Source organism: Pseudomonas sp. PDM18, from assembly GCF_014852585.1.
In the GTDB taxonomy this organism is placed as follows: domain Bacteria; phylum Pseudomonadota; class Gammaproteobacteria; order Pseudomonadales; family Pseudomonadaceae; genus Pseudomonas.
This window is the reverse complement of record NZ_JACVBX010000012.1, coordinates 86,915-99,019: the sequence shown is the minus strand read 5'-3', so window position 1 is coordinate 99,019 and position 12,105 is coordinate 86,915. Positions and strand designations below refer to the sequence as shown.

9 protein-coding genes are annotated in these 12,105 nt (G+C 58.1%); 1 reads left to right on the top strand and 8 read right to left on the bottom strand.

Annotation, left to right across the window (positions count from 1 at the left end):
• Window positions 1-151: 151 nt before the first annotated feature.
• The 7 genes from IB274_RS22465 to IB274_RS22430 all read right to left on the bottom strand — a co-directional run bounded on the left by IB274_RS22465 (window position 152) and on the right by IB274_RS22430 (window position 9,714).
• Window positions 152-1,834 carry an ATP-binding protein gene (locus IB274_RS22465; RefSeq protein WP_138216945.1) on the bottom strand — a complete coding sequence of 561 codons (1,683 nt, stop codon included), beginning with the start codon at window positions 1,832-1,834 and terminating at the stop codon, window positions 152-154.
• A 15-nt stretch (window positions 1,835-1,849) separates the two neighbouring features.
• Window positions 1,850-3,058, bottom strand: a complete 1,209-nt coding sequence (locus IB274_RS22460; protein ID WP_138216946.1) for a DUF4297 family anti-phage-associated protein — start codon at window positions 3,056-3,058, stop codon at window positions 1,850-1,852.
• Window positions 3,059-3,185: 127 nt separating this feature from the next.
• Complete coding sequence (locus IB274_RS22455) at window positions 3,186-4,064, bottom strand: hypothetical protein (protein ID WP_171039479.1); 879 nt, start codon at window positions 4,062-4,064, stop codon at window positions 3,186-3,188.
• 99 nt (window positions 4,065-4,163) lie between these two features.
• The gene (locus tag IB274_RS22450) at window positions 4,164-5,018 is read right to left on the bottom strand and encodes a hypothetical protein (RefSeq protein WP_138216947.1); all 855 of its coding nucleotides are present in this window, start codon (window positions 5,016-5,018) and stop codon (window positions 4,164-4,166) included.
• 156 nt (window positions 5,019-5,174) lie between these two features.
• Window positions 5,175-6,331, bottom strand: a protein-coding gene (locus IB274_RS22445; RefSeq protein ID WP_412548445.1) for an IS3 family transposase whose coding sequence is annotated in 2 segments (ribosomal slippage) — window positions 5,175-6,068 and window positions 6,071-6,331 — 1,155 coding nt in all. Because the reading frame shifts where the segments join, the coding sequence is not laid out codon by codon here.
• A gap of 30 nt (window positions 6,332-6,361) precedes the next feature.
• Window positions 6,362-6,655, bottom strand: a complete 294-nt coding sequence (locus IB274_RS22435; RefSeq protein ID WP_242015286.1) for a transporter — start codon at window positions 6,653-6,655, stop codon at window positions 6,362-6,364.
• A 359-nt stretch (window positions 6,656-7,014) separates the two neighbouring features.
• The gene (locus IB274_RS22430) at window positions 7,015-9,714 is read right to left on the bottom strand and encodes a LuxR C-terminal-related transcriptional regulator (RefSeq protein WP_138211993.1); all 2,700 of its coding nucleotides are present in this window, start codon (window positions 9,712-9,714) and stop codon (window positions 7,015-7,017) included.
• Between the two features lie 255 nt (window positions 9,715-9,969).
• On the opposite strand from IB274_RS22430, the gene IB274_RS22425 reads away from it, so the two are divergent.
• Entirely contained in the window at window positions 9,970-10,716 is a 747-nt protein-coding gene (locus IB274_RS22425) for an SDR family NAD(P)-dependent oxidoreductase (RefSeq protein WP_138211994.1), read from the top strand.
• Between the two features lie 216 nt (window positions 10,717-10,932).
• Here IB274_RS22425 and IB274_RS22420 read toward each other — a convergent pair whose 3' ends face one another.
• The gene (locus tag IB274_RS22420; RefSeq protein WP_138211995.1) at window positions 10,933-12,039 is read right to left on the bottom strand and encodes an MBL fold metallo-hydrolase; all 1,107 of its coding nucleotides are present in this window, start codon (window positions 12,037-12,039) and stop codon (window positions 10,933-10,935) included.
• Window positions 12,040-12,105 lie beyond the last annotated feature (66 nt).

Sequence of the window (12,105 nt, the reverse complement as noted above, 5' to 3'; positions counted from 1 at the left end):
GGAGCAGAAGAGATTCACCTCAGAACGCGGAAGCGACCACCCCAAGGCGCCTGAGCCTCGCCCAGGCAGCCGTGGGGAGTCACCAGGGGCCGCTACCCTACGACAAAGCCGAGAAACATGCGGATCTCATAGACAGCACCGAACGCTTGGTTCACTTGTACCACTCCGCCTTCAGGGCTACGAAGTCCATGCCCTTCCATTCCTCCATCCAGAGCTGCCAGTAAGGAATGTCATTAGAGGACGGCGCATCCACACAGGGCTCAATCTGAACTATGGAGGGAAGAATGATGGACTCCCCGACCATAAGAGCCTCGCCTTGACGGAACGAGGTCATCTTGTCGATGAGCGAACCAAGTGAGTCGGGCAAGAGTTTCTTCACGTACCCCTGGTCAGCAGGGTTCGTCAGCCGCATCGCAATGAAATTGCTGCATTGGGAGAAAATCGTTTCGGAGATCTCGGACGGCCGCTGGCTGGCAAGCAGCAAAGTCACGCCGTATTTCCGCCCCTCTTTTGCGATTCGCTCGATGGAGACTTTGGAGGAGCGGTACTTGGAAAGCTCACTGTTCGGAACGTATTTATGCGCCTCCTCATAAACCAGGAGGATAGGCACATCATTGTTAATTTTTTCAGCTGGATTTGCAGCGCAGCGTATACGTTTGTAGATGTAGCCATACTCGAATATCAATCGGGAAATTAGCGAAACGGTGATACTCAGCACCTCAAACGGAACGCCACTAAGATCAATTACCGTCACGTTAGAACGATTATCGCCGTGATAGCCAAGCAATTTCTCCAGCGTTTCCTCGAATGTAATCTCTTTTGATCTATCACCCAGGAAAAAGTCTAGCCTGCTGTCATTAACTTTGTTTTCAAGTCGGTTGACGAAGTTAGTCAGCTTGCCATAGAGGCTACCCTGAGTGAACTTTGCCTGACCGGCCTTCTCCTTATTGGTAGCTGCATAAACCTCGCCGGTATCAATCATCTCGCTGTTCTTGGCGACGGCATAGGCCAGTACCGCTTTGATGTCGAACGGAATAGGCGTGTCCAAGTGAATTTTCTGCTTGTCGGCGTCGGTTCCCTGGAGTTTTTCTCGCCGATCTTTAATGATCGCTTCTTTAAAAATATTACGCTGATTATGATCGTTCGCCTCAGTGTCGAGGAAAAATTCTTCTAGCTCCTCACTGTTTAGCATCCAGTACGGCAGCACCAGATTCGAAATATCTATGTGGTTAGCGGCAGGAAACGCGGATTTATACTCCGAGTGGATATCAAAGATGATCACGTGGGAGTTGTTTAGGGAGAAGTCTCCGCTCTTGCCAGCTACAGCCTTCTGAATAACGGTCGCCAAGGTGTGTGACTTCCCTGAGCCGGTGGACCCCACCACAGCGATGTGCTTGTTGAAGAACTTATTACCGTTAACCGGTACTGGAACGTTGGGATTAGAGGCCAAGGAGGAGAAGCCGAAACGCGTCTCGGCAGGCACCGAATCTTCATAGATTCGCATGATGTCGGCGATTGTCGCAGGCTGTACCTCTTTGGGTGGGATCGCCAGCGAGTCACCCCCTCGCTCAAATTTTCCGTCCCGCAGAATTCCTAACGGAAAAGCTTCAATGATGTAGTCACGCTTGCCTGTAGCGCTGACTGCAATCTGGAAATTCTCTATTATCGCGATGAGAATGGCATTCTCGTTGTCCGCGATCTTCAGGTACGACCCAACCTTGAGGGATTCCTCCGCAACCTTAAAGTTCTCAAGGTCATCTACGACGATCCGTACTTTGTCAGGAAATACAGCGATTACTTGAGCGTTGATTTTCTCGTCATTCTCTGTAGCCATGATCCCGTCCCTGCGCTAGATAATGGATTTTACGTCTAAGAGTTTCTCGATCTGTATTCGCACATGTTTGACCGCAGCATTTTCCAGTTCAAAGTAACAACCCTCTATATGAAACTGGTAAACCTGGCGAGTCTTCCTAATTGCCCCAACAGCTTCAACGAGGTTCCCAATCGTATTCAGGAACTTAATCCTTACGCCATTGCCATGGGTAGCCTGCTGAAGAATCGACTGGCAATCAAATTCCGCCCCATGAAAATCGTGCCCATCAATGAACCTGAAGCCCTCAGCAAGCAGCTCTTTCTTCAACTCCAGCAACTCAGCATCGACGATCCCATGGATATAGACGTAAGGGCAGAAAGGTGACGGTTCTCGAGCCGAGAGCTTCGACCACTTTCTAGATATCTCGTGGACCAAATCCTTTACGTCGCCACGGACATAGGACCCCGGATCTACTTCGATTAAAAAAAAGCGCTCGAAAGGCGACACATTGACTTCTGTAAAGTATTGCCGCCTTAGCGCCGCTAAATGATACTTTTTACCCTTTCGCTGAACGAACCACTCATTGAATAATAAATCGGCGGTGTTAATCCGCTCTAGAAACGCTCTCTTGCTTATCAGCCTATCTGCCGCAGCAGCCTGGATTGACAAGTCTCGGATCACCGACAGAGCATTGTTGTAATAAAAATACTCGGCCGAAAATGCCGAACTTTGAAAAATCCCTCTCAGGGACTGGAGCACTTCGCCGTACTGAGCCTCGAACTCCTGAGCTCTCACATTAATTTTCAGCCGTGTCAGAAAAACCTCAAGATCTGCATCAGTGAGGCCAAGCTCTTCGTGATGATAATGAGTGATCTTGTCCTTCGTGTAGGTCAAGAAGTGTTTCTTTAAAAAATCAAGATCAACTCCACCATCGAGCTTCTCCTGTCCAGAGGAGTAGTAACCCTTTATCGAGTAATTAATTCCAGGCTTGGCGCCAGAAAGGGTTTCCTTAAAATGGGACGCCATATGCTTAACAGCATCTTTGATTACGGAGTGATTATATTCCGTTTTCGCATAATACTTACACTGCATTGCCGTCGCGTCGTCAGCCGTTCGGATATCGATATCTTCCGTACACTCGATTTCAATCGTGTCATCCAGACCGGGCAATTGCAGAACGCTAAGGATGGAGAGGTCGAACTGATAAAAATAACCACGAATGGTATCAACAGCACTTCTGTCCATTTGCTTGCACCTTCAACCTTGAAGTTATTGCGGTGCCGCCGCGCGCCCGCCAAGTCCTGCTGTAGAAATGCCACCGTGACGCGATGTTTTGCTTGGTCGGCGGCGCTGCTCTTACAGTTGTCCAGCTCTATCGAATCAACGCTGCCAGATACGGCAACGCTTGCGAGGCCAATGCCCCGCCTGCGGCGTTCTCTAGGACTGATTTGATACTGCTCGCGGTCGCCCTGATGATCGGCCATTTAGGCTTCGGAGAGGCGGCTTGGGCGCGTAGCGTTGCGAGCTCCGCTTCAAGCTCGGTGCGCGTGCCGACGTCAATGGCATCTTTTCGAATGACGCCGGCTAGGTGCTTAATCAACGCCATTAGCGCCGTCATATCCCCCCCAGCTTGATGCTGACTCGACTCACTCGTTCCGATCTGAATTTGCGATCCACTGACATCGCCGAAGTGATAATGCTGTTGCTGCACGATCTGCTTCTCCTCCGGTGAAAACGTCATGCCCTCACCGAGCACGCCTTTTTCCTCAAGATCCAAAGCCCATTCAAGCACCCGACTGCGGACCTTCTCGATAACCCCGTTTATCTGTACGGTGGAAAACTTTAGCGCCGGCCTCAGAGCAACGCCGTTGCTCTCTTCGATCATGCGCATTAGGCGCTGCTCAACGCTGGTGGGGAAATGGCTGAAAATCCCAGTGGTGCTCTTGGAAACCTCTATCAACTCTGGCAGCGACTGGCGGATAGGAAAGTCTGTTAAGTCGTCCACAAAGTCCGGGTCAGCAAAAAGGGGAATCGGGCCATGTATGGGATTCTCGACAACCAACTGGCCTTTCACTCGCCGGTACTGCGGCACCTCGCCAGAGTGATAACCATTCAGCTCGCCGTTAATCCAATCCACCAACACTGAGACGCCCAATCGCCTGGTCACGACTAAAGCTCGGCGCAGGAGTTCAGCCGAAGAAACCGTCGGATCTATCGCTGCATTCACCAACTCCGAGACTAACGCAGGCATATTCACTCTCCGCGTGATGGCAAGGTGACTGCATAGCATGCCGTCACAGCTAAGCGCAACAAAGCGTTCAACCTGCCGACAAACGCCACTCCAGAGCAGTTAAAACTTGAAGTCAAAACCCGATTTTGAACGTTTATTTAAGTTTCCGTCGTTATCGGGCTCGTTGTCAGGGTCGTATTCAGGGTCTTGTCCAAGCCCATTCGATGGGCTTGTGTAAACGCCTGCCAGGTTTGACCATCGATTGAATGCATCCGCCTCTTCGTCGAGAAACTCCCTGAGCTTGGCCTTCTGACTGGTGTTCAGATACTTTCCTGTCGACTCCCTGGTCAATGCGTTAATCAGAAGTTCCAGACTCTTCGCAGAAGTATCTTCCATATAGGTTACTGTGCTGGTTCCATAGATCAGCATCATGACCCCATTAGTAATTAAAGCCTCTGAGCGGATTGCGCCAAAAATATCGGCAAATCTTGTAGTATTATCACCGCCCCGTGGAATAGCTCTTAGCCAGCGGAGCAGGCTGGAGTGATTGGCTATGTCAGGTTCCTCGCCAGCCAGCTGGGAGGGCGGAGAGCAGTTGGTCGCCTTGAGGGTCATCACCGGATAGTCAAAAGGTTGTGGTTTATAGAAGTAAGGCATCGTCGGGAGGGTGTTGTAGACATAGACAATAGGGAACCCCAATCCCTCAAATGTCAGATTATCCACGAACTGATCATGATCAAAGCTGATTAACTTTCCTTCCGATTGCACCTTAGTCTCAGCCAACAAGAGACTTGAATCGTCCAATGTGGCAAGAAAGTCAGCACAAACCAAATTCAGGCCTTCACCCTGTTGATTGGCATAATACTCGAGATGACTGACCCGAATACCGTTGTCGCGGCAATAGGCAATTAGTGAGGCGATAATCGCAGATTGCAGTACGTTTTCATTTTTTGAGCGATCACGTTTCTGGCGCATTAGTCGACCCAGACAGGTAGAAGAGCATGCAGTTATAAATAGAAAATTGAGATAAGTACATCAGAGCGAACACGAAAGAAAGAGCAGTGCCCCCAGGATAGGCCTTTTGTTAGGTCAGGAAATCTGTGGTCTGTCCCGAAACTGGTGGACAGGTAGTTAAGAGTTACTGCTCGCATTTCGCCGCTCAAACTCCATCGGACTGAGATAGCCCAGCGTCGAGTGGCGGCGACGGTGATTGTAAAAGCGGATGTAGTCGAACAGGTCGGTTTTCGCCTCGTGGTAGCTGGCATAGCGCGTTAGGTAAACCCGCTCAGCCTTCAGCGAACGGAAGAAGCTCTCCATCGCGGCGTTGTCCCAGCAGTTCCCCGGACGTGAATGGCTGGGCACGATTCGATGTCGCCGAAGCAAGGCCTGGTAGTCGTACGCGCAGTATTGGCTGCCACGATCCGAGTGCAGCAGCACTTCTTCTTTCGGCTGTCGGCGTGCAACGGCCATCTCCAGAGCAGCATGCACCAGGGCCTGTTGCATCCGATGGTGCATCGCCCAACCGACGACAGCGCGTGAATAGAGATCGAGCACGACGGCCAGATACAGCCAGCCTTGGGCCGTCCGCACGTAGGTCATGTCCGAGACCCAGTGCCGATTGGCGCGATCCGAGGCGAACTGGCGATCCAGGTGGTTCGGGGCAATCGGCAGAGCATGACGACTGCTGGAAACCTGCCGCCAACGCTTGCGCGAACGAACACGCAGGTCGGCTTCGCGCATCAGTCGAGCGACTCGGTGTCGACCACACGCATGCCCCATGGCCGCCAACTCGGCCTTGATTCGGCGATGGCCATAGATCCCATTCACCTCGTGGTGGATGGTGCGGATCTCCTTGCTCAGACGCCGATTCGCCATCTCTCTCGCCGAGGGAGGCCGCTGCTGCCAGGCATAGAAACCGCTGCGGGATACCTGCAGCAGCCGGCACATCGGCGCTACGGGATAGCGACCGGCCAACGCCTCGATGGCGCGGAACTTCACTTCGTGGGCTGCGAGAAGATGGCGAGCGCCTTTTTTAAAACATCGCGCTCCATGGTGACCTGAGCCAGTTGCTGGCGTAGGCGACGCAGCTCCGCGCTCTCGCCCCGCTGCTTGCCATTGCCCGGAAAGGCATCGTCACCTTGCTGCTCGTACTGGCGCTTCCATTTGCCCAACAGGCTTTCGGCGATGCCCAGCGTCTCGGCGACATGACGAAGCGGCGTACCGGCAAGCACCTGGTCTACCGCCTCGCGTTTGAAGGATTCGGGAAAACGTCGTCTGGTCTGGGTCATGAACACTCCTTGCGGTGGACATTATCCACCTTAAGTCAGTGTCCACTCAGCCCGGGACAGACCACTGATAGTGCGTGTCGGTGTTTTCCCGTTTGTAGGTCGGCCGGCCACCAAGGAGAGCTCATTGTCCTTGTTGAAGTAGGTGTAGCCGCCGCCGGCGCCCGGTGAGGCATGGCCCAGCCCCAGGTTGACCAGGCGATTTGGGTCGTAGGCGCCGGCCGGCAAGTTGCCCATGCTATAGACCATGAAGTTGTGCACGCCGCGGTTCCATTTCAGCGTGCAGGCGACAAAGAGGTCGCTGGTGCCCTCCAGGCTGGTCGGCACCGATGTCGGCACTTGCGTGGTAGTAGATTAAAAGAAAGCTCCAACCCGGTTCTGCCGGCACGGCGGCTAGGGTGCTAAGCGCGCTAGGCAGCCAGATGCTGACGCCGACCGTACCGTTGCCGTTGGCAACAAGAGGGACAGGCCCAGCGCCATCCAGGTCATGCTCTTGCGCTTCGCCACCTCGTCTATTGGCTCATCCCTCATCGGACGGTCATGCCGTGTGGCTCGCCAGCAGAGCGGATGCCAGGAGCCTCGACGCAATTTGATTGGAGTGGGGGTACGGGGATGCGAGCGTGGTTGGGCGTATTGGCATCAGGAGCGTCGCACCCATCATGGCACGACGCAGGCGAGAGGCGGCGCTAGTCGATTAGGTTGTGGTTCTTCGCCCAGACCATGGCGTCGTAGCGGCTGGAGACGCCAAGCTTGGCGAAGATGTTGCGCAGGTTCCACTTCACCGTTTCCAGGGTGATGTCCAGGGTAAGTGCGATGCGTTTGCTTGACATGGCCTGGGCCACCAGGGCGAGGATCTCGATCTCGCGCTTGGTCAGCACCGCCTGGGTCTTAGCCGGCTGGACGCGGCGCGTGCGCGGCTGGCTGGCGTTGACGGCGAACGGATCGTTGAGCTTGCCGAGCAGCTCCTCGGCGTAGACCAGCACTTCGCCCTCGACGGCCTGTTCTTCGACCAGGCGAGCTAGCAGCTTCTCCGACAGCGCGCCTTCGTCGATGAAGGTCCGGACTAGGCCGAAGCGTTGTCCGGCGGTTACCGCCTGGCGCAGGTGCTGCATTGCTTCCTCTGGACGCTTGAGGTCGTCTAGGGCGGAGGCGGTGAGCAGCTCGACGAGTGTCAGCAGGCGGCCGCGGTCGAACGCTTGCGCATACGCTCGGACGATCTGCAGCTGGGCAAGCGTCTGTGTCGAATCCTCTGCCTTCAGGTAGCGGGCGCGGGCGAGCGCGGCGATCGCCGGCAACTCGGCGCGGGCGCCACGCTCGCTCGCGTGCCGGCGCACCAGGTCATCGAGGGTTTCCAGCAGTTCGCCGGCGCGGTTGCGGCTACCCTTGAGCAGCAGTACGCGAATCTGTTCGGCCACCAGGTGGGCCACAGGGCGGACCTGGCCGAGGCAGCGCAGATGGGCGATCTGCTGTTCGAGGAAGCTCAGTGCGGCCTCGGTGCCTTTCTGCAACAAGTCGAGGCGGACGCGGGTGAGGTTGGTGCGCACTATCACGTCCGGCACCGAGGAGTGCAGCAGGCCGAAACGGTTGGCGATGGTCTCGCGGGAGTCGTCGATGCGGTCGAGTTCGTAGAAAGCCTCGGTCAGGGCGCTGGCGCACAGGTTCGCGCAGATGGAGCGGCTGCCGCCCTCGCGGGTGGCATGTTCGAGCAACTGTGAGGCGACCGTCGCGAACTCGCGGACATAGCCGGCGGCGATCAGGTTGGTGGTGTTGGTGAACTCGGCAACCATCGCCGTGTCGTTACCGCGGTCCTCCGGCGGAATGGGGTATTGGTCGTGCAGGCGGCGGGCATCGGCGTAGCGCCCGGCGGCTGTGTAGGCGACCGTCAGGGCGAGCAGCAGCACATAGCGCAGGAATGGGTTTTCCAGGCTGGCATCGCGTACCGGTTCGAGCACTTCAATGGCCAGTTCGGTGTCGTCGTCCTGCACGGCGATTGCGCCACGAATCAGCGGGAGGCCGCTGGCGATGTCCGGATGGGCTTGCAGGTCGCTGTTCTGTAGATGCTGCAGCCAGGCCTTCGCCCGCGCCGGACGGGATGTCAGTGACACAGTCAGGCAGGCAAGGAAGAGCAGGCGCTGGTGGCGGAACAGCACGTCCTCTGGCAGGCGCTCCAGCAAGTGCAGCGTCGGGCTCAGGTATTCCAGGCTCCAGGTGGCTGGCGCGGAACGCTCAATGACCTGGGTGGCGAAGTCGATGTCCTCGCCCAGGCTGGCGTGGCGTAGCGCCTCGGTCAGGCAGCGATGCTCGGCAAACCAGCGCGCGCCGCGCCGGTGCAACTGCTGCAGGTCGCCACCGTGGCGTGCCAGGCGGCTGGTGAGAAATTCGCCGAACAGCGGGTGGAAGCGGTACCAGGGCAGGCGATCATCCGAGTCGACCCGGTAGATCAGCAGGTTTTCGTCTTCCATGCGCTTGATCAGCCCGCCGGCCTCTTCGCTGTCAGTGACCGCTTTGGCCATGGGGGCGTTGAAGCGGCGGAAGATCGAAAGCGCCTCGGCGAACGCAACGAGTTCGGCCGGTAAGTGCTCCACCACTTCCTCGCTAAGGTAGGTCTGCAGGTCGCTGGAACGCCAGACCAAGTCGTGGAGGATGGAGCGAGAGTCCGGGCGGTTCTTCAGCATGATCACGATTAGCTGCAGGCAGGACGGCCAGCCGCTGGTCAGCTCATGGATCAGACTCAGTTCGTCGGCGTTGAGCTTGTCTCGCCCCAGGTTCTCCTCGATGAAGGCGCGGGTTTCGGTGGCGTCGAACGGCAGGGTGACACTCTCGATCTCCACAACCTGCTGCATCACCCGCAGCCGCGACAGGCTCAGCGGCGGTGCTACCCGAGAGGCGATCACCAGGTGCAGGTTGCCCGGCCCATGGTCGAGCAGTTTCTGGATCAGCTTGTGGGCCAGCGGTACCTCGACGTGGTGGTAGTCGTCGAGGATCAGGTAGAGCTCCTTCGACAGGTTTTCCGCGCCCTCGACAACGGCGGCGACCATGGCGTCCATTGCCGAGGCCGTGCCGTCCTCCTGCAGCAGGTCGAAGTCCAGGGCGATGCCCAGGCGGCGCAGGGCCTCGATGAGCGCCGTGCAGAACGGAGCATAGCCCTTGTCGTCGCTCGTCAGCGATATCCAGGCGACTTCCGCGCCGGCCTTCAGGCGGTCCTGACGCCATTGCGCGAGCAGGGTCGTCTTGCCGTAGCCGGCGGCGCCGGTGATCAGCGCGAGCCGGCATTCGTGCATCTGGTCCAGCTGAGCGATCAAGTTGTTGCGCGGCACGTGCTTGGTACCGATGCGCGGCGGCGAAAACTTGGTCGAAGCCAGGTGGCGGGCGGGATTAATTGTCATTTTTTCCCTGGAAATACTAGTGGCCGGGAGCGCGAACGGAACTCGGCGGCATTCGCGGGCAGGCATGAAAACGGCTATTCGAGTGACCGTACTGGAGTGCCAAAAATGCGTCAAGAACCTCTAATACAGCGCACTTCCGAGGCGTTGACAGGCGTCCGCAAGGGGAGGGGACACGCCGAAAACACCCTGCTTATGCTCGATGATCCGCGCCCATTGGGCGCCCATTCAATGGGTAAGCGTAGGAGAAACAAGCGCATGAAGCTGGACAACAAGGTAGCGATCGTCACTGGGGCTGCTTCCGGGCTCGGGCTGGCCACCTGCAGGGCGTTGGCCACTGCAGGTGCACGTGTGGTGGGCCTGGATCTCGACCAAGCTCGCCTGAACGAGGCGCTGGGAGAGGGCGTCCGCGGCATCGGTGTGGACGTTTCCAGCGAGGAGAGCGTCAAGTCGGCGATCGACACCGTGGTCGCCGAGCTTGGCGCCATCCATGTCGCGGTCAATTGCGCCGGCATCCTCGGCCCGTGCAAAACCCTCTCCAAGGGCCAGCCGTTCCCCAGCGACCTGTGGAACCGCGTGCTGGCGGTCAATTTGACCGGCACCTTCAACATCATTCGCTACGCTGCCCTGGCGATGACCGCCAACCAGCCCGAGGACACTGGCGAGCGTGGGGTGATCATCAACACCGCCTCCGGCGCTGCCCGCGAAGGGCAGATGGGCCAGGCGGCCTACAGTGCGAGCAAGGCCGGGGTGATCGGCATGACCCTTCCGATCGCCCGCGACCTGGCCGAGCACGGCATCCGCGTGGTGACGTTGGCGCCGGGGCTGTTCGAGTCCGGCATGTCGGCCGGTATGCCGGCGAAGGTCTCCGAGAGCATTGTCAGCAGCCTGCTGTTCCCGCGGCGCATGGGGCAGCCGAGCGAGTTCGCCGCGTTGGTCCGTCACGTGGCCGAGAACCCCTACCTGAACGCGCTGACCCTCGATATCCAGTGCGGCACCCGCTGACACAGGCCTGAATGGCCTGTATCCCGATGTTCTGGGGGCTGGCTGTTTCGCCCGGACGGCGCCGCGAGGCGCCGTTTTCGTTGGCCTAGATAGGCTCTATTGCAGCAGACAGTTTCCCTACCGCCTGGAGCAATGCCGGTGGCATCGTCATCGGGCCGCGCGTCGGGATCGCCTGGGCGTAGGCACAGGTGTCGAGAGACCCGGGGGCGGGGTTGCTCATCCTTGTTCGTTATCTCGAACCAGCGATTCGGTGACCCGGGGAGTCAATCGATACCAGACGACGCCGTGCTGATCGGTTTCCGTACATAGTTCGCCGCGCTGCTGCAGGTGATTCAGATGCGCGAGGCTTTCGCCGGTGGCCAGGCCCATCAGGCCGATGTCGTTGGCTGGGATCTGCCGGGCGAAGAGCAGCTCGAAGACATCTACCACTCGCCTTGGACGATCCAGTCCTCGACGCACCCGATCGAGTGCGCGTTGCAGGCTGGACTCCAGCTGGGCCAGGCGCGCATGCAGGCCGCGGAAGGGTTCGCCATGTGCCGGTAGCACCAGCACCTCGTCGCTGACGCGTTCGCGCAGCATGGCCAGCGAATCGAGCCAATCGCTGATGGGGTCGGCATCCGGCTCGCCGGGATGTACCGAAATATTGGAGGAGATCTGCGGCAGCACTTGGTCGCCGGATATCAGCAGCTTGCGTTTGGCTTCGTAAAGACAAGCGTGTTCCGGCGAATGGCCTGCCCCAACCACGACTTCCCATTCGTGCTCACCAATACGCAGGCGCTCGCCATCGCTCACGCGGCGGAAGCTCTCCGGAAGCGGCCAGAGCATATGGCCGAAAGTGTTGGCGCGCTCCCGGTTCAGCGCAAGCGCGGCTTCGCTCCAGCCGGCGCGCTGGAGGAACGCCTGGGTTTCCTTGGAGGGGCCGCGGCCGCTATCGCCTGCAAGCATCCGGCATTGCAGGTACTCCAGGCGCGTCATCCATAGACGGCAGGCGAAGCGCTCGCCAAGCCAGCCAGCCAGACCGATGTGATCTAGGTGCATATGCGTTCCTAGCACGCGAGTCACCGGCCTGCCACGTAGTACTCCGTCGAACAATCGCTCCCAGGCCTGGCGGGTGTCGTTGCTGTTGATTCCGGTGTCCACCACGGCGACGCCAGGGCCGTCTTCGAGCAGCCACAGATTGATGGTCGGAACGTAGATTGGCAGCGGCATGCAGGTCCAGTGCACGCCCGGAGCCACCTCACACCACTCGCCGATGGCGGGCGGGCTGCCACAGGGAAAGCACAGTGCGTCATCGGCGGCAAGCGGGGCGAACTCTTTGTTCATTGCGGATCCTCCAAAGCGGGCTGGCAAGCCGGCCATGTGACGAGTTTCGCCCGGTAGGGAGGGGGG

Coding starts and splice junctions, on each gene's coding strand:
- IB274_RS22465 (WP_138216945.1), bottom strand. CDS start 1,834: ATGGCTACAGAGAATGACGAGAAAATCAACGCTCAAGTAATCGCTGTA.
- IB274_RS22460 (WP_138216946.1), bottom strand. CDS start 3,058: ATGGACAGAAGTGCTGTTGATACCATTCGTGGTTATTTTTATCAGTTC.
- IB274_RS22455 (WP_171039479.1), bottom strand. CDS start 4,064: ATGCCTGCGTTAGTCTCGGAGTTGGTGAATGCAGCGATAGATCCGACG.
- IB274_RS22450 (WP_138216947.1), bottom strand. CDS start 5,018: ATGCGCCAGAAACGTGATCGCTCAAAAAATGAAAACGTACTGCAATCT.
- IB274_RS22430 (WP_138211993.1), bottom strand. CDS start 9,714: ATGACAATTAATCCCGCCCGCCACCTGGCTTCGACCAAGTTTTCGCCG.
- IB274_RS22425 (WP_138211994.1), top strand. CDS start 9,970: ATGAAGCTGGACAACAAGGTAGCGATCGTCACTGGGGCTGCTTCCGGG.
- IB274_RS22420 (WP_138211995.1), bottom strand. CDS start 12,039: ATGAACAAAGAGTTCGCCCCGCTTGCCGCCGATGACGCACTGTGCTTT.